Source organism: Kitasatospora sp. NPDC004615 (assembly GCF_042873545.1).
In the GTDB taxonomy this organism is placed as follows: Bacteria; Actinomycetota; Actinomycetes; order Streptomycetales; family Streptomycetaceae; genus Kitasatospora.
The window spans coordinates 34,660-53,092 of record NZ_JBIALQ010000012.1 but is presented as its reverse complement, the minus strand read 5'-3'; the positions used below and the strand labels follow the sequence as shown (position 1 = coordinate 53,092).

The 18,433-nt window shown below is 71.2% G+C and carries 21 protein-coding genes and 2 pseudogenes; 12 read left to right on the top strand and 11 right to left on the bottom strand.

All coding sequences use genetic code 11. The features are described from left to right. The first annotated feature begins 95 nt into the window (after positions 1-95). Complete coding sequence (locus tag ACFYS8_RS32110) at positions 96-2,273, top strand: MMPL family transporter (protein ID WP_387647818.1); 2,178 nt, start codon at positions 96-98, stop codon at positions 2,271-2,273. Between the two features lie 69 nt (positions 2,274-2,342). Here ACFYS8_RS32110 and ACFYS8_RS32105 read toward each other — a convergent pair whose 3' ends face one another. From ACFYS8_RS32105 to ACFYS8_RS32095, 3 genes are all read right to left on the bottom strand, one after another. Continuing rightward, a complete protein-coding gene (locus tag ACFYS8_RS32105; protein WP_387647815.1) occupies positions 2,343-2,804 on the bottom strand; it encodes a hypothetical protein in 462 nt (153 codons plus the stop codon). A gap of 284 nt (positions 2,805-3,088) precedes the next feature. Continuing rightward, positions 3,089-3,643, bottom strand: a complete 555-nt coding sequence (locus tag ACFYS8_RS32100; protein ID WP_387647812.1) for a dihydrofolate reductase family protein — start codon at positions 3,641-3,643, stop codon at positions 3,089-3,091. Between the two features lie 34 nt (positions 3,644-3,677). After that, positions 3,678-4,247 carry a dihydrofolate reductase family protein gene (locus ACFYS8_RS32095; RefSeq protein WP_387647810.1) on the bottom strand — a complete coding sequence of 190 codons (570 nt, stop codon included), beginning with the start codon at positions 4,245-4,247 and terminating at the stop codon, positions 3,678-3,680. Positions 4,248-4,415: 168 nt separating this feature from the next. Between ACFYS8_RS32095 and ACFYS8_RS32090 the strand changes: the two genes are divergently transcribed. Continuing rightward, on the top strand, positions 4,416-4,703 hold the full coding sequence (locus ACFYS8_RS32090) for a hypothetical protein (RefSeq protein ID WP_387647808.1): 288 nt from the start codon (positions 4,416-4,418) through the stop codon (positions 4,701-4,703). A 7-nt stretch (positions 4,704-4,710) separates the two neighbouring features. Here ACFYS8_RS32090 and ACFYS8_RS32085 read toward each other — a convergent pair whose 3' ends face one another. After that, positions 4,711-5,691, bottom strand: coding sequence for a sigma-70 family RNA polymerase sigma factor (locus tag ACFYS8_RS32085; RefSeq protein WP_387648233.1), 981 nt, complete (start codon positions 5,689-5,691; stop codon positions 4,711-4,713). Positions 5,692-5,760: 69 nt separating this feature from the next. Between ACFYS8_RS32085 and ACFYS8_RS32080 the strand changes: the two genes are divergently transcribed. The 5 genes from ACFYS8_RS32080 (at position 5,761) to ACFYS8_RS32060 (ending at position 9,937) form a co-directional block, all read left to right on the top strand. Next, on the top strand, positions 5,761-5,901 hold the full coding sequence (locus ACFYS8_RS32080) for a hypothetical protein (RefSeq protein WP_387647805.1): 141 nt from the start codon (positions 5,761-5,763) through the stop codon (positions 5,899-5,901). 131 nt (positions 5,902-6,032) lie between these two features. Continuing rightward, the gene (locus ACFYS8_RS32075) at positions 6,033-7,265 is read left to right on the top strand and encodes a cytochrome P450 (RefSeq protein ID WP_387647803.1); all 1,233 of its coding nucleotides are present in this window, start codon (positions 6,033-6,035) and stop codon (positions 7,263-7,265) included. A 125-nt stretch (positions 7,266-7,390) separates the two neighbouring features. Continuing rightward, entirely contained in the window at positions 7,391-7,549 is a 159-nt protein-coding gene (locus tag ACFYS8_RS32070; RefSeq protein WP_387647800.1) for a hypothetical protein, read from the top strand. A gap of 142 nt (positions 7,550-7,691) precedes the next feature. Further along, positions 7,692-9,455: an MFS transporter gene (locus ACFYS8_RS32065; protein ID WP_387647799.1), complete on the top strand. Its 1,764-nt coding sequence runs from the start codon at positions 7,692-7,694 to the stop codon at positions 9,453-9,455. Next, entirely contained in the window at positions 9,452-9,937 is a 486-nt protein-coding gene (locus ACFYS8_RS32060) for a MarR family winged helix-turn-helix transcriptional regulator (RefSeq protein WP_387647796.1), read from the top strand. The genes ACFYS8_RS32065 and ACFYS8_RS32060 overlap by 4 nt, the downstream gene beginning before the upstream one ends. 206 nt (positions 9,938-10,143) lie before the next feature. Here the strand turns inward: ACFYS8_RS32060 and ACFYS8_RS32055 are convergent, their stop codons facing one another. Next, positions 10,144-10,554 carry a hypothetical protein gene (locus ACFYS8_RS32055; RefSeq protein WP_387647793.1) on the bottom strand — a complete coding sequence of 137 codons (411 nt, stop codon included), beginning with the start codon at positions 10,552-10,554 and terminating at the stop codon, positions 10,144-10,146. Positions 10,555-10,686: 132 nt separating this feature from the next. Between ACFYS8_RS32055 and ACFYS8_RS32050 the strand changes: the two genes are divergently transcribed. Then, positions 10,687-11,670, top strand: a complete 984-nt coding sequence (locus ACFYS8_RS32050) for a phosphotransferase family protein (RefSeq protein WP_387647791.1) — start codon at positions 10,687-10,689, stop codon at positions 11,668-11,670. Between the two features lie 299 nt (positions 11,671-11,969). Here the strand turns inward: ACFYS8_RS32050 and ACFYS8_RS32045 are convergent, their stop codons facing one another. Beyond that, the gene (locus ACFYS8_RS32045; protein WP_387647788.1) at positions 11,970-12,413 is read right to left on the bottom strand and encodes a hypothetical protein; all 444 of its coding nucleotides are present in this window, start codon (positions 12,411-12,413) and stop codon (positions 11,970-11,972) included. A 203-nt stretch (positions 12,414-12,616) separates the two neighbouring features. On the opposite strand from ACFYS8_RS32045, the gene ACFYS8_RS32040 reads away from it, so the two are divergent. After that, a complete protein-coding gene (locus ACFYS8_RS32040) occupies positions 12,617-13,099 on the top strand; it encodes a hypothetical protein (protein WP_387648248.1) in 483 nt (160 codons plus the stop codon). Positions 13,100-13,216: 117 nt separating this feature from the next. Here the strand turns inward: ACFYS8_RS32040 and ACFYS8_RS32035 are convergent. After that, a pseudogene (locus ACFYS8_RS32035) lies at positions 13,217-13,357 on the bottom strand (TetR/AcrR family transcriptional regulator); the annotation flags it as partial. A 21-nt stretch (positions 13,358-13,378) separates the two neighbouring features. Between ACFYS8_RS32035 and ACFYS8_RS32030 the strand changes: the two are divergent. Next, positions 13,379-13,537 (top strand): hypothetical protein, encoded by a 159-nt coding sequence (locus ACFYS8_RS32030; protein WP_387647785.1) that lies wholly within the window; start codon positions 13,379-13,381, stop codon positions 13,535-13,537. Positions 13,538-13,576: 39 nt separating this feature from the next. Here ACFYS8_RS32030 and ACFYS8_RS32025 read toward each other — a convergent pair whose 3' ends face one another. Continuing rightward, positions 13,577-14,071 (bottom strand): ricin-type beta-trefoil lectin domain protein, encoded by a 495-nt coding sequence (locus tag ACFYS8_RS32025; protein ID WP_387647782.1) that lies wholly within the window; start codon positions 14,069-14,071, stop codon positions 13,577-13,579. Positions 14,072-14,233: 162 nt separating this feature from the next. Between ACFYS8_RS32025 and ACFYS8_RS32020 the strand changes: the two genes are divergently transcribed. Next, positions 14,234-14,428 carry a DUF1737 domain-containing protein gene (locus ACFYS8_RS32020; RefSeq protein WP_387647780.1) on the top strand — a complete coding sequence of 65 codons (195 nt, stop codon included), beginning with the start codon at positions 14,234-14,236 and terminating at the stop codon, positions 14,426-14,428. 10 nt (positions 14,429-14,438) lie between these two features. Here ACFYS8_RS32020 and ACFYS8_RS32015 read toward each other — a convergent pair whose 3' ends face one another. From ACFYS8_RS32015 to ACFYS8_RS32005, 3 genes are all read right to left on the bottom strand, one after another. Beyond that, positions 14,439-15,791, bottom strand: a complete 1,353-nt coding sequence (locus ACFYS8_RS32015) for a serine hydrolase domain-containing protein (protein ID WP_387647777.1) — start codon at positions 15,789-15,791, stop codon at positions 14,439-14,441. A 108-nt stretch (positions 15,792-15,899) separates the two neighbouring features. Continuing rightward, positions 15,900-17,045, bottom strand: coding sequence for a helix-turn-helix domain-containing protein (locus tag ACFYS8_RS32010; protein WP_387647775.1), 1,146 nt, complete (start codon positions 17,043-17,045; stop codon positions 15,900-15,902). Positions 17,046-17,491: 446 nt separating this feature from the next. Continuing rightward, on the bottom strand, positions 17,492-18,016 hold the full coding sequence (locus ACFYS8_RS32005) for a hypothetical protein (protein WP_387647773.1): 525 nt from the start codon (positions 18,014-18,016) through the stop codon (positions 17,492-17,494). A 34-nt stretch (positions 18,017-18,050) separates the two neighbouring features. Between ACFYS8_RS32005 and ACFYS8_RS32000 the strand changes: the two are divergent. Next, positions 18,051-18,290: pseudogene (locus ACFYS8_RS32000) on the top strand (ArsR/SmtB family transcription factor); the annotation flags it as partial. Positions 18,291-18,433: the final 143 nt, after the last annotated feature.

Genomic DNA, 18,433 nt, shown 5'->3' with positions numbered 1-18,433 from the left:
TAGCCCAGTCTTTACCAGTGGCGGTAATTTTGCAGTCGGATGCAAAGTTACCTTAGGGTGCAAAAATCCACTGGTTCTGAGCACGAGGGGGCGCGATGGCGTCGGTCCTGTACACCTGGGGACGATGGGCGGTACGCCGCCGAGGCCGGGTGATCGGCCTGTGGCTGCTGCTGCTCGCGACCATCGGCGCCCTCGGCACCACCTTCGCCGGGCCCGTCAGCAACGAGTTCACCGTTCCCGGCATCGAGTCCCAGCAGGCCCAGGACCTGCTGGAACGTCAACTGCCGGAGTCCGCCGGCGGCACCGCCCGCCTGGTCGTCGCCGCGCCCGCCGGGCAGAGCCTGGACACGCCCGCCGCCAGGGCCGCACTTCAGGAGGGTCTGCACCGGGAGGCCGGGATACCCGGTGTGGTGCACGTCGCCGACCCGTTCGAGAGCCGCACCGTCTCGCCGGACCTGCGGATCGCGTTCGCCGACGTGCAGTTCGCGCAGTCCGCGAGCGGCGTTCCGCAGAGCGCCAAGGACGCGCTGAACGACGTCGCCGTGCCGCTGCGCGAGGCCGGGCTCCAGGCCGAGTTCGGCGGCACCGTGATGGCGCCGGACATCGAGGTCGGCGGCCCGGCCGAGGCGATCGGCGTGCTGGTCGCGTTCGTGGTGCTCGCCGTCGCGCTCGGTTCGCTGGTCGCCGCCGGACTCCCGCTGCTGACAGCCCTGGTCGGCGTCGGTATCGGTGTGTTGGGGGCTCAAATCCTGGCCAACGTGGTCGAGATGACCAACACCGCGACCGTGCTCGCGCTGATGATCGGCCTCGCCGTCGGCATCGACTACGCGCTGTTCATCATCGCCCGGCACCGCGAGCAACTCGCCGATCCCGACAGCGAGATCGAGGAGTCGGCGGCCCGCGCCACCGCCACCGCCGGCAGCGCCGTGGTGTTCGCCGGCGCCACCGTGATCATCGCGCTGGCCGCGCTCGCCGTCACCGGCATCCCGTTCCTGACCGTGATGGGCCTGGCCGCCGCCGCGACCGTGCTGCTCGCCGTGCTGGTCGCCGTCACCCTGGTGCCCGCGCTGCTCGGCCTGCTCGGCGAGCGTCTGCGGCCCCGGGGGAAGGTGAAGGCCGCTCCGCAGGGAGGCACCTGGTCGGCGGCGTGGGCGCGCATCGTCACCCGCAAGCCGTTGCTGGTGCTGCTGGCCGGCGTGGTCGGGCTGCTCGCCCTCGCGCTGCCCGCCCGCGACCTGCGGCTCGGCCTGCCCGGCAACGCCTCGCAGCCCGCCGCCAGCACCCAGCACAAGAGCTACGACCTGCTCAGCGAGGGCTTCGGCCCCGGCTTCAACGCCACCCTGGCCGCCGTGGTCGACGCCACCGGCATCCCCGCCGAGCGCCGCGAAGCCGCGCTCGGCGAGCTGCACGCCACGCTCTCCGCCGACCCGGGTGTTGCCGCCGTCGGCATGCCGGTGGCGAGCGCGGACGGCAGCACCGTCGCCGTGCCCGTCGTCCCCCGCACCGGGCCGGACGACCAGGCCACCAGCGACCTGGTCGACCGGCTGCGCGCCCACAAGGCCGAGGTCGCAGCGACCGGCGGCACGCTGTACATCGCCGGCGCGACCGCCGCCGCGATCGACGTGTCCGGCAAACTCGCCGACGCGCTGCCGCTGTTCGTCGGCCTGATCGTGATCCTCGCGCTGGCTCTGCTGACCGTCGCGTTCCGCTCGGTGCTGGTGCCGCTCAAGGCGGTGCTCGGGTTCCTGCTGTCGGTGGGCGCCGCGCTCGGCATCACCGTGTGGGTGTTCCAGGACGGCCACCTGAACGGCCTGCTCGACATCCCGTCCGCCGCGCCCGTCACGAGCTTCCTGCCGGTGCTGCTGATCGGCGTGCTGTTCGGGCTCGCGATGGATTACGAGGTGTTCCTGGTCAGCCGGATGCGCGAGCACCACCAGCACACCGGCGACGCCGCCGGGGCCGTCACGCAGGGCGTCGCCAGCAGCGGGCGGGTGGTCACCGCCGCCGCGCTGATCATGGTCGCGGTGTTCGGCGGGTTCGTGTTCAACCACGACCCGATCATCAAGTCGATCGGATTCGCGCTCGCCGTCGGTGTGTTCATCGACGCGTTCGTGGTCCGGATGACCCTGGTGCCCGCCGTGATGGCCCTGCTCGGCCGTCGAGCCTGGCAGTTGCCGCGCTGGCTCGACCGGATCACCCCGGACGTGGACCTGGAGGGGGCGAGCCTGCCTGCCGCCCCGGAGCGGTCGGAGCGCGTCGCCGAGCGGGTCTGACGGGACAGAACGCGGGCCGGGCCCGGGAGTTGCTCGCGACTCCCGGGCCCGGCCCATGGCTGCTCGGGGTCAGCAGGGGACCACGGCGTTGACGGTGACCGGGGACGGGCCCCAGCCGAACTTGCTGACGCCGAAGGTGCCGCTGACGGTGGAACCGCACGCGACGGTGGCGGTCGGGCCGTTGACGGTGACCGTGCTCGCGAGGAAGTTCACGTTCTGCGCGATCGAGCCGAGCGAGGCGCCGCCGACGACCTGGCCGGAGAGCGTGGTGGAGAGCGTCTGGGGCTGCGGCGGGAAGTCGGGGGTGGGCGGGCCGGCCAGGGCGACACGGCCGAGGAACTGGACGCTGCCACCGGTGATCGCGGCGCAGACCTGGGTCATCAGCCCGGACTGGAGCGACCACGGGCTGCAGGTCTCCGTGGTCGTGGTCACGGCGGTGGTGGCGGCCTGGGCGGGAGCGGTCATCAGGGCGCCGGCGGTGGCCACGCCTGCGGCGAGCAGGGTCAGCCCCTTCATCGAAGGTCGGTTCATCGCGAGTTCTCCTCCATGTGGTGGTGCCCAGCTGGGGGCACGTACTAATGGCCTGTCACATGTGAAATGTCACAGGTGCAGGACCTAAGTTGCCACAGGTTCGAATGCCCGAAGGCCTTTTGGGGAGGAAATGAGGTGCTCGGCCGGAAAATGACCATGGATGGCTAGATTGCATGGTGATTGCCGACGGTTGATGAAGTCTTGGTGCAGCTTCCCCCCGGGAAACCTTGCCGACCGTTCGGACAAGGTTTCCCGGGGGGAGTGGCGGAGCCGGCCGCTCTCCGCTACGCCGGGCCGTACACGACGTGCACGGTGCCGCGGGCGAACGCCGTGCTGGAGAGCAGCTTCAGCTCGATCGGCTCGGCGATCCCGTCGAACAGGCGCATGCCGGTGCCGCGGGCCACCGGGTGGATGAACAGGTGCAGTTCGTCGATCAGGCCGGCCGCCAGCAGCCGGCGGACCACGGAGACCGAGCCGGACATGCCGATCGTCCCGCCCTCCTCCTGCTTCAGCGCGCGGACGCCCTCCACCAGGTCGCCCTTCAGGACCTCGGAGTTGCGCCAGGTGAGGTCGAGGTCCTGGTGCGAGACCACGACCTTGCGCATGTCGCCCAGCGACTTCGCGAAGCCCGCGTCCTCACCGCCCGCCGCCTCCCGCTCCGGCCAGGCGCCCGCGAAGATGTCGTAGGTGGTGCGGCCCAGCAGCAGGGTCTCGGACACCCCGACCTGTGCGCCGACCGCCGCGCCCACCTCGTCGTCGAAGTACGGCAGGTGCCACTGCTCCGGGCTGCCCACCACGCCGTCGGCGGAGATGAACAGGCCTGCGGTGATCTTCCTCATGGTTCGGTGCTCCTTGCTCGGTAGGGAGGGTGGGTTATTCGGCGGCGGCGGACGCCGGGCCGTACACGACGTGCATGGTGCCGCCGGCGAACGCCGTGCTGGAGAGCAGCTTCAGCTCGATCGGGTCGGCGCTTTCGTCGAACAGACGCATGCCGTTGCCGCGGGCCACCGGGTGGATGAACAGGTGGAGTTCGTCGATCAGGCCGGCCGCCAGCAGCCGGCGGACCACGGAGACCGAGCCGGACATGCCGATCGGGCCGCCCTCCTCCTGCTTCAGCGCCCGGACGCCCTCGATCAGTTCGCCCTTCAGCTGCTCGGAGTTGCGCCAGGTGAAGGAGAGGTCCTGGTGCGAGACCACGATCTTGCGGGTGTCGCCGATCGCCTTCGCCATCTCGGCCTCGTCGCCGCCCGCCTCCTCGACGGCCGGCCACGTGCCCGCGAACACGTCGTAGGTGGTGCGGCCCATCAGCACGGTGTCCGACGCGCCCAGCAGCGCGCCGACCGCCGCGCCCAACTCGGCGTCGAAGTACTTGAAGTGCCACTGCTCGGGGCTCTCCACGACGCCGTCGGCGGAGATGAACAGACCGGCGGTGATCTTCCTCATGGGGTGGTGCTCCTTGCTCGTTCCCGGTGTGCGTTGCTCGCTCACAACTGGTCAGACGGAGCCCGCGCACCGGACTCATCGGTCCCGGCGAGGAAATCTGAAGAACTTTTTTGATCCGAGGGCTCGCCCCACCGATGAGTCCGCGGCCGCCGACCGGTCAGCACCGGCATGAGCCTTGATGACACCGTCGAGTTCGACGTACCACCCCACCACGCCGCCCACCCCGCACTGGAGGAGCAGTACACCGCGCTGCTGGACGCCCACCGACCGCCCGTACTGGTCGCCCTGTTGGTTGGAAACGTACTGCGGCCCGCCCCCGGCGACCTCCAACGCCTCTGCAGGCTCGGAGTACTCGCACGGCGGGCGGGCCACCAGGTGGTACTGCGCGGGGTCGGCCCCCGGTTGAGAATCGTGCTCGACCTCACCGGGCTGGCCGACACCCTCCACGAGGGCTGACGGGATGTCAGCCGCGCGGATCCTCCGTCAACCGCATCGGCAGACCCCACAGCGGGAACAGCCGATCCACATCCATGTAATTGGTCATCATGGCGATCCGGCCGTCCACGATCTCCAACACCATGATGCCCCACGGCGTCCAGCCGTTGCCGTCCTCCGCCACCCGGTACTGCGCGAAGGCCGGCGAACCGTTAGCCTCCACCGGCAGCATCCGCGAGTTCACGCAACCGCGGCCCGGGCCCTGCCACCACACCTCGAGCTCCGCGAGGCCCTGCAGCCACATCCGGAACGGCGGCATGTTGAGCACCGCGTCCTCGTGCAGCAGCCGCTTCAACCCCTCGATGTCGAAGGACTCGAACGCCTGCACATAGCGGGCCAGCAGCGCACGCTGCGCCTCGTCCAGCGGCTTGAACGTGTCACCCGCCGACCCCGCGCCGTCCGCCAGCGTCGCCCGGGCCCGCTGCAGCGCGCTGTTCACCGACGCCACCGACGTCTCCAGCAACTCCGCCGTCTCCGCCGCCGACCAGGCCAGCACCTCGCGCAGGATCAGCACCGCCCGCTGCCGGGCCGGCAGCTTCTGCAAGGCCGAGACGAACGCCAACCGGATCGACTCCCGGCCCAGCGCCACCTCCGCCGGATCACCCGCCAGCACCCGGCCGTCCGGCACCGGACCCACCCAGATGTTCTCCTCCAGCTGCGTCAGATCCGGCGCCCCCGCCGAACACGGCGACGTCAGATCCATCGGACGCGCCCGCCGCTGCGCCGCCGGACCCATGTCCAGGCACACATTGGTGGCGATCCGGTACAGCCACGTCCGCAGCGCCGCCCGGCCCTCGAACCCGGCGAACTTCGACCAGGCGCGGACCATCGTCTCCTGCACCGCGTCCTCGGCCTCGAAGGCCGACCCCAGCATGCGGTAGCAGTACGCCGTCAACTCGCGGCGGAACGGCTCCAGCTGCTCCGCAACCCCATCACGATCCATGATCATTGACACGCCGGACACCCTAGTACGAGGCTCCGACAATCGAGCCGCTGCGGGACCATGGACCATCCCAGGGTGGAACTCGAGGCGCACAGAGGCGAACTGACGGCCTGTTGCTGCCGGATGACCGGCTCCTTCCGGGACGTCGAGGACCTCGTCCAGGACACCCTCGAGCAGGTCGGGTCGATGCTCCACGCCCGCTACCGGCGCGGCTGACGAGCGATAGGGGAGTGGGCCGGGTGTGGTGCGAAACCGCACCCGGCCCGGCGGGACGGCAGGTACAGTCCGAGGCGCTCACGCGCGTTCGATCAAGCACAGTACAACTGACCTGCCGGAGGCCGATCCTGATGGACACTCAGCGCTGCCCGTACCGCCTCGACACCGTCGGAACCGACCTGCCCGCCGAAGCCGTCGCCCTGCGCGCCCTCGGGCCCGCCACCCCCGTCGAACTCCCCGGCGGCATCCCCGCCTGGTCCGTCACCGACCCCGCCCTGATCAAGCGCCTGCTCACCGACCCGCGGGTCTCCAAGGACGCCCAACAGCACTGGCCCGCCTACATCGACGGCGAGATAGCCGAGGACTGGCCGCTGCGGATGTGGATCGACGTCCGCAACGCGCTCACCGCCTACGGACCCGAACACGGCCGGCTGCGCCGCCTGATCAGCCCCGCGTTCACCGCGCGGCGGATCCGCGTCCTCACCCCCGAGATCGAACGCATCACCGCCGAACTCCTCGACCGCCTCGCCGACCGGCCGCAGGACCAGATCGTCGACCTGCGGGGCGAATTCACCTGGGTGCTGCCGTTGATGGTGGTCAACACCCTGCTCGGCGTCCCCGAAGACCTGCACGATGCCTTCCGCGCCTGCATCGGCCGCATCTTCGACACCGACGCCACCCCCGAGGAAGCCGTCCGCAACGGCGAGGCCGTCTACCTCCAACTCGCCAACCTGGTCGAGGCCAAGCGACGCACCCCCGGCGAGGACGTCACCAGCGCGCTCATCCAGGCCCACGACGAGGAGACCGGCACCGGCCTCACCGAACGCGAACTCCTCGACAGCCTGCTGCTGTTGATCGGCGCAGGCCACGAGACCACCGTCAACCTGCTCGGCAGCGCGATCATCGCGCTCGCCGCTGATGCCGAACAGCTCGACGCCGTCCGAAAGGACCCGGCCCGCTGGGCCGACGTGGTGGAGGAGACGCTGCGCCTGCGGCCGCCGGTCTCCAGCATCCTGCCGCGGTTCGCCGTCGAGGAACTGCACGACGAGGCGACGGGCATCACCTTCGCGCGCGGCGACATGCTGGTCGTCAACTTCACCGCCGGCGGCCGCGACGCTGCTCTGCACGGCCCTGACGCCGACAGCTTCGACCACACCCGGGAATCGCGCCGCGAACACCTCTCCTTCGGACACGGCACCCACTACTGCCTCGGCGCCGAACTCGCCCGCCTGGAGGCCCGGATCGCGCTCGCCGCGCTCTTCGACCGGTTCCCGCAGTTGACTCTCGCCACGGCGGAGGTCAAGCCGCTGGAGTCGTTCATCTCCGACGGGCCGCGCGAGCTGCCGGTCCGGCTGCACGGCTGACCCCGCTGACCCCCGTCCTGTCGACCTGCGGGGGTGAGGGGTCTGCCGAACTGCGGGGGTGGGGAGTCCGTGGCAGCCTGGCAACTGCCCGAATCCCCTACTGATCGCAGGGAGTAACCATGGGTATGAGCGACAAGTTCAAGGACAAGGCCCAGCAGGCTGCGGAGCAGGCCAAGCAGCGGATGAGTCAGAAGCCCCAGCAGGGCGACGACCAGCAGAAGGCCGCCGACCAGCCGCAGGACCAGCAGAACATGGACGACCGGCAGGACGACCAGCAGCAGTGACGGCTCGTGCATCAACTCCCGGCGCGGCTTCCGTGCCGGGAGTTGTGCTGTCGCCGGCCGGGGTCTGGCCGGTGGCATCGGTGGGGAGTAATTTAGTTCACATCAGCTAATTATCATCTGGCTTCCAGGGGTGGGGCAGGAGATGGCCGATGTGACCGAGGGAACGGGCAGGCTGGGCCGGATCGGCGCTGAGCACCCGCGGTACAAGTGGATCGCGCTGTCGAACACCACGCTCGGGATGCTGATCGCCACCATCAACTCCTCGATCGTGCTGATCTCGCTGCCCGCGATCTTCAACGGCATCCACCTGGACCCGCTGCAGCCCGGAAACGTCAGCTACCTGCTGTGGATGCTGATGGGCTACATGCTGGTCACCGCCGTGCTGGTGGTGACGCTCGGGCGGCTCGGGGACATCTGGGGGAGGGTGCGGATCTACAACGCGGGATTCCTGATCTTCACCCTGACCTCCGTGGTGCTCTCGCTCGACCCGATGAACGGCGGCGGCGGTGCGCTCTGGCTGATCGGCTGGCGGGTGGTCCAGGCCGTCGGCGGCGCGATGCTGATGGCCAACTCGGCGGCGATCATCACGGACGCGTTCCCCGCCCGGCAGCGCGGCATGGCGCTGGGCGTCAACATGGTGGCCGCGATCGCCGGTTCGTTCGTCGGACTGGTGCTGGGCGGCCTGCTCGCCGAGTGGAACTGGCGGTCGATCTTCTGGGTCAACGTCCCGATCGGCATCATCGGCACCGTCTGGGCCTACCGCTCCCTGCACGAGACCGGAATCCGCCGGCCCGGCCGGATCGACTGGTGGGGAAACATCACCTTCGCCGTCGGCCTGACCGCGCTGCTCGCCGCGATCACCTACGGCATCCAACCGTACGGCGGCCACACCATGGGCTGGACCAACCCGTGGGTGCTCGCCGGGCTGATCGGCGGAACGGCCACGCTGGTCGCGTTCTGCGTGATCGAGACCAAGGTCGCCGAACCGATGTTCCCGCTGCGCCTGTTCCGCGACCCGGTGTTCGCCGGCGGCAACCTGGCCACCCTGCTCGGCTCCATCGCCCGCGGCGGCCTCCAATTCATGCTGATCGTCTGGCTCCAGGGCATCTGGCTGCCGCTGCACGGCTACGACTACGCCGACACCCCGCTCTGGGCCGGCATCTACCTCGTCCCGCTGACCATCGGATTTCTCGCCGCCGGCCCGATCGCCGGCCACCTCTCCGACCGCTTCGGCGCCCGCCTGTTCGCCGCCGGGGGGTTGGTGGTGATGGCCGCCTCGTTCGCCGGACTGCTGCTCCTGCCCACCGACTTCGGATACCTCTGGTTCGCGCTCCTGGTGTTCCTGAACGGGCTCGGCGGCGGCCTCTTCGCTGCTCCCAACACCGCGCTGGTGATGTCCAGCGTCCCCGCCGCCGACCGGGGCGCCGCCTCCGGCATGCGGGCCACCTTCCAGAACGCCGGCATGGTGCTGTCCATCGGCGTGTTCTTCTCGCTGATGGTGGCCGGCCTGGCCGGCTCCCTGCCCGGAACCCTGGCCAACGGTCTCACCGCCCAGGGCGTCTCCCCGGCGGACGCCCACGCGGTGGCCGGACTGCCGCCCGTCGGCACGCTGTTCGCGGCGTTCCTCGGCTACAACCCGATCCGCGAACTGCTCGGCCCGCACGTGCTGTCCACGCTTCCGGCCTCCAACGCGCAGACCCTGACCGGACGCGAGTTCTTCCCGCACCTGATCTCCGGGCCGTTCCACGACGGGTTGATGGTGGTGTTCTCGCTGGCCATCGCGATGTCGCTGGTCGCCGCCGTCGCCTCGCTGCTGCGGGAGCGGGTCGCGGTCGTCGACCCGGAGGTCGATTCGGCGGTCGATCCGGCGGCCGATTCGGCCGTGGCGCCGGATGTTTCGCCGTGAACTCCGGGGTAGAGTACGGGAGTTCGGCGGAGGGTGGGAGTTCGACAGTGGAGAGCGGGCTCGACCCGGCGGACCTGGTGCGGCTGCGGCTTGTCGTCGCCCGGCTGCACCGGCAGCTCGCGCAGGCGTCCGGACGGCAGGACTTCACGTTCGCGCAACTCTCCGCGCTGGCCCGGATCGAGGCGCACGGCCCGATCCGGCTCGGCGAACTCGCCACCCGCGAACGCGTCGCCGCCCCCTCGATGACCCGCACCGTCGCCCCCCTGGTCGCCTCCGGCCTGGTCACCCGCCACCCCGACCCGGACGACCGCCGCTCCGCGCTGGTCGAACTCTCCACCGAGGGCGTCGAGTTGCTCGCCGAGATCCGCCAACGCCGCTCCGAGCTACTGGCCCGCCGCACCGCCGAACTCGACGCGCGGGAGCGCGCCATGCTGCTGGAGGCGCTGCCGGTGCTGGAGCGGCTGGTGGCGTTCGAGGACTGAGTCTGCTGGGGGGCTCCGGGCTTTCGGGGCTCGACTTTCGGGGCTCGGGGCGTCCGGGGATTGGCGATCCGTCAGTAGCGCCGGACCGGTTGGGGCGCGAAGCGGCGCAGCTGCACCGTCGGGCCGAATCGCCAGTGGCGCACCATCAGGCCCAGGATCGCGGTCATCACCATCACGCCCAGCCAGGCCAGGAAGGCGTGGATCCGTCAGATGTGGTCGTCGTTCGGCCGGTACACCGTCCCGCGGAGGTCCTCGCCGGCCGTCCGCTCGCCGAGGCGATGCACCCCCAGACCGTCGTCCGCGACCTGGGAGTAGGCCAGTTCCTGCCCGGTGTCGTCCGGGACGAAATAGCCGACGACGTCGCACGGGTTGGCCCGGGCGCCACAGTTGTGGGGCGCCTCCTTCGTCACCGTGAAGAACCCCGGGCGGCCGGCCCCGGTCGCCACCTGCCAACCCGTTCGGCCCTGGACGGTCTCCACCACCGTGAAGGCGGCCGTGACCAGCAACGCGCACAGCAGGACCCCCGAAACCCGACGCACCCACCACGCCTTCACGCCCGCTTTGAAGGTCTCGCCGACCATGCTGCGCCCCCCAACTCCCAGTTGTCGGAGGGTCATGGTGGTACGGCGTACGGGCGGTCGGAGAGGGGGGTCGGGTGCCGTGCGGTTCGGTCGACTTGAGCTGCATGTCTGGGGCGGGATTCTCTGATAATCGGTCTTGGAGGCTGCGTTGCCGATAGCCTCGCTGCCGTGGTCAAGAGCGAAGGTGCAGAGCTGGTCGGCGGCGATCTCGAGGAGCAGGGCTGGGCGTTCACCAGGTCCTGGGTGGAGCGGAGACTCGCCGCCGGCGAACGGATCGAAGCTGTCGCGCGCCTGCGTGGCGGCTGGACCTCGGAGATGCGCCGACTGAGCATCAGCGGACCGGAAGGCCGGCGTGCTCTGGTGCTGCGGTCGTTCGTCAAGCCGTTCTTTCTCCAGCACGCGGACGGCCTGTTGTCGCGTGAGGCCGCGATCCTCCGCCTACTCGACGGCACGGACGTCCCAGCGGCAGTGCTCGTGGACGCGGACCCGACGGCGACCTCCTGCGACCACCCGTCACTGCTGATGTCGCTGCTGCCGGGAACCGTCAGCGTGGACGACCAGGGCGCCGAGCATCGTGCCGACCTGTTGGCCGCGCAGTTGCTGCGCATCCACCAGGTCGAGGTCCCGCCGGAGACGAGGCCGCGCGCCTGGCAGGCATGGACCTCCACGGATCGGGTGCGGTTGCCCGAATCGACGGCACGACCGGACCTCTGGCAGCAGGCCGTCGACGTCATCCGGCAGGAACCGCCGGCCCACCGGCCGTGCTTCCTGCACCGGGACTTCCACCCGGGCAACGTCCTGTTCGAGGGGGCCGGCGACGATGCCCGCATCAGCGGTGTCGTCGACTGGGTGGAGACCTCGTGGGGCCCGGCCGACCTGGACGTCGCCCACTGCTCGACAGCCCTGGCCCTGCTCCACGGCGTCCCGCTGGGCATGAGCTTCGCGGACCGGTACGTCGCCGCGGGCGGACAGCTCGACGAGGACCCGGCGGCGCATCTCTACTGGCGCCTGATCGACGCCCTGGCCTTTGCCCCGGACGCCGAGAAGGTCGCCGTCCCCTGGCGAGAACTCGGCCGCTCGGACCTGACTCCTGCGCTGCTGGCCGGCAGGTTGGAGGAGTACATCCTGGCTCTCGTCGAGCGTTACTCGTAGTTCCTGGCTCCCGGGCGACTTGGGCGCCTTGAGGCGAGAAGGCCCGGACGTCCGGGGCGAAGTACGGCAGCCCCTCGGTGAGTTGTGGCCGCACGCCGTACCCGCCCGTCCGGTGAGACCGGCGGGCGGGACGGCGGGGCAGCGCTCACCAGCGTTGCGGCGTTGCTGCGCCCCGGCAAGCCCGTTGGTGGTGAATGGCCGGGCGAGCGCCGGCCTGGCCGGGGATGTTCGGCCGCCTGCCCGAAAGAGCCCCCGGGGTAGGGCACTTGTGCGGTGATGCTGTGCGGGCTTGACGCCGCTCACCGGAGCACGGAGGCCGCATCGTCGCTCTGCGCCCGGTAGACGGTCACGATCGAGGCGACAGCGTCGACTTCGAGCGGTCCGGTGATCCGCAACCAGACCAGCTCGGGCAGGTCCCCGGAGCGGTCGAGCCGGCCGACCGCGTCGGCGGGCCAGGGCGACGGCAGCTTCGGCAGATGGACGAGGGAGATCCCGTCGATGAAGGAAGGGGTCGCTTCGGGTTCCCACGGGCGGACCGAGTGGAGACCGGACAGTGAGATCACCACATCGGGCTGCTGGGGTCCCTCGCGCAGCCACACGTCCAGTGTGTTGTCCTTGCGGTTGGCGTTGGACTCGTCCAACGAGATGCGGTCGAGGAAGTAGTTGGCGCAGGACTCCAGTGCCAGCGCCGCATTGGTGCAACGGTTCTTGAAGGCGTCGGTTGCCCGGTGTTCGTCGGTCACGGCATGAGACTAGGCTCCGCCGGATCGCGCCGCTGAGCACCCGTCCGGAGCGCGATCCCGGCCGGGTCCGGACGGGCCGGGGGCGGCTCCGCGTCGCCTTCACCGGTGTCGACGGCCTGCTTGCCGTGGTGAACCAGCTGTGGGACCGCCTCCAGGTCTGGTTCTGACGGCCCTTTCGTCTCCCGGCGTGGAATGCTGGGCCGATGAGGCTGATCGACAACGACGGGCATGGTGTCGAACTGGGCCTTGTGGGCTACCAGTTCCCCGATGCGGTCGACCCGCGGCAGCGGCAGAGCTGGCTGGTCGTAGAAGGGGCGGCCCACTGTCCGCAGGGGACGTGGTCGTTCCGCTGGCAGGCGCTGACCGCCGACGACGCCGTCGAGTTGGCGCGATGGCTCGGCCGGGCAGGCGTCCGGCCCTCCGGCCCTGGGCAGGCGGGTGGAAGCCAGTTGGGCTTCACCGAGCCGAACTTGACCTTTGCCGTCAGCTGGACCGATGAGGGTCTGGTCGAGCTGCGCGTCGGCCTGGATCTCGAGTTCTCGCCTCCCTGGCAGCGCCGGGCCCGTCCGGGCGAGCCGTTCGTGGTCGCGTGCCGGCTGACGGCCGAGTCGGTGTTGCAGGCGGCGGCAGAGTGGGCGGCCGAGATCGAGCCCTGGCCGCCTGCGGTTGACGCCAGCGTGTGGTGAGGTCAGGTGGCCGGGGGAGGGCGGGACGATCTCGGCGTAGACCGCGTCTGCGAGGAGGTCGAGCAGCTCGTCCTTGGTGTCCATGTACCCGTACAGCCGCATCGGGCCGACCTCCAGCGCCGCTGCCACCCGGCGGATCGAGACGCCCTCCAGGCCGTCCGCGTCCGCGAGTTCCAGTGCCGCGCCGACGATCAGTTCGCGGCTGAGGGGGTGCGGGGTTCGTCGGGCCGGGGGTTCGGGGCGCTTCCAGATGCTCACCCCGGCGATCCGGGTAGGGCGTTGCGCGTCCACGAGTCCGAGATGTTCGCCCGCACCGCCGAGGTCGCCGCCGAGTCCGACCGGGTGATGGCGCTGGTCCACTCGCCGGCCGGGGCCCGGGGTCTGGCCGCGTTCTTCAACGGTGAGGGAACGAGCGGCGAGGGCGTGGCGGGCGAGTAGGGCGCTTCTTCGCAGGGGCTGTCGGGTGGGTTGGGTGGGTCAGCGGACGAGGAACCAGCTCTGGTACGGGTTGTTGCGGTTGCAGCCCTCCTCGTGGAAGAGGTAGGGGCTGTTGTTGCCGTTGTCCAGGCAGGAGCGGACGGCGAAGTTGAAGAACTGGGTGCCGATCGCGCCCTGGGTCATCGCCCAGATCTGGAAAGGGTCCTGGCTGTTGCAGGACTTCATCTGGACGACGGAGGAGCTCATCGCCCGGATGCAGCGCCCACTGCTGTCGTTGCGGATCTGGACGTTGGGGTATCCGGTGTCGGGCGCGGCGGAAGCGATCTTCCAGCGGAGGTTGGCCGCGCTGGTGCTGTAGGTGGTCGAGCTCAACTCGTAGCTGCCGTACACGCTTCCGAGGTGGTGATCGATGAACTCGCTGCTGCCGATGACGATGTTGTCGACGTTCACATAGGCGTGGGCCGTGCCGGAGCCGGCGACCAGGGAGACCAGCACAGCCGCCGTACCGAGCGCGGCCGCAACACGCAGCTTCATGCTCCGACCCTCCGTGGGGGATGGGGTCTTGACCTGCCTCCAAGCTAGCGGCGGGCCCCTGGCCTGCGGCAGCGGCGGGTGGTGCGCGGACGGAGTGTTCGGTGAGGGCGGAGCGCCCCCTCCGGCGCGGAGTGAGGGGGCGCGGTCTGGAATCCTGTGGGTATGAGCACACTTTCGAGCACGCCGCCGGACGGACTGCCCCGCTACCGCGTCCTGACCGGGCCGGACGACGCCGCGTTCTGCCACCGGGTCAGCGAAGCGCTCGCGCTGGGCTACGAGTTGCACGAGGGGCCCGCCGTCACGTTCGACGGCGAGCGGGTCATCGTGGCTCAGGCGGTGGTGTGGCCGAAGAGGTAGCGGGAGGACTTCAGCCGGCGGGGCGCAGTCGGCAGGAGTGGATCAGGTAGGGGCCGAGCAAGCCTTCGCGGTCGCCGTTCTTGAGGGCGATGGCGCGGCCGGTCAGTTCGGCGCCGTCCGTGCGGAGTTCCAGTCCGAACGACGGGCTGTTCACCCGGGCGTCCGTGGTGGGGAGTTGAAGGTCGGCGATGAGGCGCACGTCCCAGAGGTCGGAGGCGGCTGCGGGGACGGTGGCCGGGGGGAGGTCGGCGAGGCGGACGCGGAACTGGCCGTCGGTCAGGGCGTCCAGGTGCAGTGGGACTTCGCCGTCGGGGGTGTCGATGTGGCCGGTCCAGCTGCCCGGGGGCAGGGTCAGCTCGGTGTCCTGTTTGGTGACGGGGGCCAGGTGGGCCGGGTCGAACTCGGGGGCCAGGGCGTCCATCAGGTGGCGGACCACGGCGTCGCGGGCGGCCTTGTTCGTGCTGTTGGTCAGGACGGCGAGCGAGAGTTCGCGGTCGGGCAGGTCGATCATCATGGCGGCGACGCCGCCCATGCCGCCGCCGTGGCTGCTGATCAGCGAGCCGTTCTCGCGCTGGACGATCCGGCCGAGACCGTAACCGAGACGGTCGGTGATGGGCAGCGCGTCGAGCACGGCGGCCGCGGTGGCCGGACGGAGCAGCCGCGCGGAGCGGCGGGCGAACAGTGCGATGTCACCGGCCGTGGCCCAGCCCGCCCCGGCGGCCGGGACGCTGGTGCGGCAGCCGGGGTAGCCGCGGCCGTCGGGGGTGTAGCGCTGCGCGACGGGCGCGGCGGCGGGCGGGAGGTCGGCCAGCTCGAAGGAGGACAGGCCGAGCGGTTCGGCGATCTGCTCACGCAGGTAGGTGCGCAGGGGCTGGCCGGTGGCCTGCTCCAGGAGGCGGCCGAGTGCCTGGTAGCCGTGGTTGGAGTACTCGAAGTCGCCGCCCGGCTCGCGGACTTGGCGCCGGTAGAAGGCGGGGTCGATCGGTGACGGCTCCTCGCCGTAGTAGAAGTCGTAGTACGCCGGGAACCCGCCCCGGTGCTGCAACAGCTGACGCGGCGTCGGCACCGTCGCCCACGGGTGCTCGCCGGGCAGCGGTGCGTCGAGGTCGATCAGCCCGCGATCGGCCGCCAGGCACACGGCGACCGCCGTGAACGACTTGGTGATCGACGCCAGCCCGTAGACGGTCTCCGGGGTGGCGGCGACGTCCGCCGCGACGTCCGCCAGCCCGTAGGCCCGCGCGAACACGATCTCGTCGCCCTGCGCCACAGCCACGCTCGCCGACGGGCAGCCGTGCGCCGCAAGCGCCTTCTCGCAGAACTCGTCCAGTCCGTCCAGCACACCAAGCTTGTCCAGCACGTTCATGCCTCCCCTTGATCGCTCCTGTTCGGATCGTAGCCGTCCGACCTCGAACGGCCTTGACCGGCCTGCCCGTTCGGCACCGGACGGGCTCCGCCGCAGGGGCCGCCGGGCCTATCGGATGGGCGTGGCGCGGAGGGCGACCTCGAGTTCGAAGCGGGCGTCGGGGGAGGCGAGGGACGGGCCGAAGAGACGGTGGACGCGGTGGAGGCGCTGGCGGGCGGTCTGGGGGTGGATGCCGAGGCGGGCGGCGACCTGAGGGGCGGTGCCGCGGCCGGTCTGGAGCCAGGCCAGGAGGGTGGCGGCGAGGCGTTCGCGTTGCTTGGGGGTGAGGGGCGCGAGGGGGGCCAGGCGGCGTTCGGCGATCAGGCGGACCAGGGCCGGGTCGGTGAGCAGCAGCAGGTCGGAGAAGCGCTCGCGGCAGTCCACCGGCTGATCCGGGGCCTGCGGGAGGGAGGCGCGGACCAGCCGGGCCCAGCGCAGCGACTGCGCCGCCAGGGCGGGCGGCACCGGCGGGCCGATCACCGCGCCGCGTCCGTGCAACGCCGCGGCAACTCGCGGGTCGGCGAGGGTCGTTGCCGGGTCGGGCAGCAGCAGGTGCGGCTGCGGGCCGTCCAGGTTGACCAGGACGTGCTCGGGCAGCCGTCCGCCGCCGGCGGGCCGGGCGCCGAACGCGGCGACGCGGGCGAGGGGTTGACGGGCGGTGGGGAGCGGAGCGGGGGAGCGCGGGTCGAGCGACACCCCGGAGAGCAACGCGGGCAGCGGCCAGTCCGCGGACTGCGCGGCGGCGGCGAGTTCGGCGGGCTCGGCGCCCGACAGCAGGAGGTCGAGCAGCCGGTGCCGGGCCCGGCCGAGTGCGCCGGCGCGGTCGGTGCGGGCGTCCATGTAGCCCTGGACGCTGGCCGCCGCGACCTCGTCGATGTGCGCGAACACCGCCTCGGCCAGCGTGACCAGCTGCTCCGGGCCGAGACCGCGGCGGCGGGCCACCCGGGCGTACCGGCGCCAGGCGATCCGGGCGCCGAGCCGGAACGCCGCCTGCAGGGCGTCCAGGCTGCGGCCCTCGGCGAGTTCGCCCCGGCCGAGCGAGCGGTACACCCGCACCTGCCGCAGGCCGGGGGCGGGCAGCCCGGCCACCCGGTCGACGAACTCGGCGAGCGCCGTCTCCACGCCCTGCTGGATTCCGGCGCCGAATTGGCCGGAGAGCGGGCGGGCGAATTCCGGGACGGCGGACCTGATCTCCCGGATGATCTCGGAAGCCAAGGATTGCTGCTCCGCCCTGAGTTCGGCCGACAAATCGCGCGGAAGTCCCTCCCACGGCCCAGCCAATTCCGATCCTCCAGGTAGCGATAATCCGTTCCACCGGAGTCCCCGCGAATCCGACGGTGGTCGGGGACAGGGGGAGTATGCGGCGGCGCAACCCGGGGGTCAATAGGTTCGGCGCAGGCATGCGGGCCCCGCCCGGGAGGCCCGACGGGCGGAAACGCTCACCGGGGTGACAGCTCCGCTGGAGGGGGAAGCCAATTCCTGGCACCCGCTGATGGCCTTTTCCGGCTCCGTGGGCGACGAGTTGACGAAGCGTCAGGTGCGAAGTCGCTCGAGGTCGATCGTAGGCGGTGGAATTCCGGGCCGGGAGGAAAGCGGGGGCGTGGCGGAAAACGAGGGAAAGTGCGGTGTTTACGGACCGGCCGGCCGCCCGTTGAAGGGCGTCAGGCCGCAGCTGCCGTTCCGGAGCGGAGCCCGGGCGCCAGCGGCAGGGTGACGGTCAGGGAGGCTGCCGCCAGCACGGCGATCGCCGTCGCGGGCGAGGTGCGTTCGGCCACCGCGCCGGCCAGGGCGGCGCCGACGCCCCGCACGGCGAGCAGGCCCGAGCCGTGCAACCCGAAGGCGTGGCCGCCGAGTTCGTCCGGGGTCAGCTGCGTCAGGCCGTCCTGGAAGATCAGGCCGGTCGCGTAGCCGAGCGCGGCGACTGTGACGGCGGCGAGCAGTACGGACAGCGGCGGCGAGCAGCACGGGCAGTGGCGGGTGCAGGGCGAACAGCAGGAACGGCGCGGCGAGCAGCAGGCACAGCGGGACGCCGAGCCGGTCCTGCCACTGCCGGGAGACGAAGCGGCCGACGGCGATGCCCCCGGCCGGCGTGTCGACCGCGCCGCCCGCGAGCAGCAGGCCGCGGCCTCCTTCGGCGCGTAGCGGACGTAGCAGGACTCGCAGCCGACGACCAGCCCGTTCGGCACCCAGAGCGCCAGGAAGACCGTCCGCCGCGGCCGCGAGGCGCTGGGCCGGCTGCTCGGCCCGGCCCGGGCGGACGTCCTGGTGCTGCTCGGCGCCCGGAAGGCCACCACCCAGCTGGTCGCTCTGACCGGGCAGGGCCTGGGTTCGGTGGGCCGGCACCTGAAGGTGCTGTTCGACGCCCGGCTGGTGCAGCGCCGGCGTGCCGGGCGGTCGGTGCTCTACCTCCGCACCGGCACCGGTGAGGTCCTGGTTCGGGTGCAGCCGGAGACCCGCTGACGGAGCGCCGGGCGGCGCTGTGGCCTCCGGGGCGGGTGGTTCGCGGTCAACCTGAGTTGCCGCGCGTCCCCCGAATGGCAAACCGGACGGAGGCAGTCCCAATCCTCGCGGGGGCAAGATTCACCTGATCGGGTGCACCATCG

Excerpts from the sequence above, each read along its gene's own strand:
- ACFYS8_RS32110 (WP_387647818.1), top strand. The coding sequence starts at position 96 with ATGGCGTCGGTCCTGTACACCTGGGGACGATGGGCGGTACGCCGCCGA.
- ACFYS8_RS32105 (WP_387647815.1), bottom strand. The coding sequence starts at position 2,804 with ATGAACCGACCTTCGATGAAGGGGCTGACCCTGCTCGCCGCAGGCGTG.
- ACFYS8_RS32100 (WP_387647812.1), bottom strand. The coding sequence starts at position 3,643 with ATGAGGAAGATCACCGCAGGCCTGTTCATCTCCGCCGACGGCGTGGTG.
- ACFYS8_RS32095 (WP_387647810.1), bottom strand. The coding sequence starts at position 4,247 with ATGAGGAAGATCACCGCCGGTCTGTTCATCTCCGCCGACGGCGTCGTG.
- ACFYS8_RS32090 (WP_387647808.1), top strand. The coding sequence starts at position 4,416 with ATGAGCCTTGATGACACCGTCGAGTTCGACGTACCACCCCACCACGCC.
- ACFYS8_RS32085 (WP_387648233.1), bottom strand. The coding sequence starts at position 5,691 with ATGATCATGGATCGTGATGGGGTTGCGGAGCAGCTGGAGCCGTTCCGC.
- ACFYS8_RS32075 (WP_387647803.1), top strand. The coding sequence starts at position 6,033 with ATGGACACTCAGCGCTGCCCGTACCGCCTCGACACCGTCGGAACCGAC.
- ACFYS8_RS32070 (WP_387647800.1), top strand. The coding sequence starts at position 7,391 with ATGAGCGACAAGTTCAAGGACAAGGCCCAGCAGGCTGCGGAGCAGGCC.
- ACFYS8_RS32065 (WP_387647799.1), top strand. The coding sequence starts at position 7,692 with ATGGCCGATGTGACCGAGGGAACGGGCAGGCTGGGCCGGATCGGCGCT.
- ACFYS8_RS32055 (WP_387647793.1), bottom strand. The coding sequence starts at position 10,554 with ATGACCCTCCGACAACTGGGAGTTGGGGGGCGCAGCATGGTCGGCGAG.
- ACFYS8_RS32040 (WP_387648248.1), top strand. The coding sequence starts at position 12,617 with ATGAGGCTGATCGACAACGACGGGCATGGTGTCGAACTGGGCCTTGTG.
- ACFYS8_RS32025 (WP_387647782.1), bottom strand. The coding sequence starts at position 14,071 with ATGAAGCTGCGTGTTGCGGCCGCGCTCGGTACGGCGGCTGTGCTGGTC.
- ACFYS8_RS32020 (WP_387647780.1), top strand. The coding sequence starts at position 14,234 with ATGAGCACACTTTCGAGCACGCCGCCGGACGGACTGCCCCGCTACCGC.
- ACFYS8_RS32015 (WP_387647777.1), bottom strand. The coding sequence starts at position 15,791 with ATGAACGTGCTGGACAAGCTTGGTGTGCTGGACGGACTGGACGAGTTC.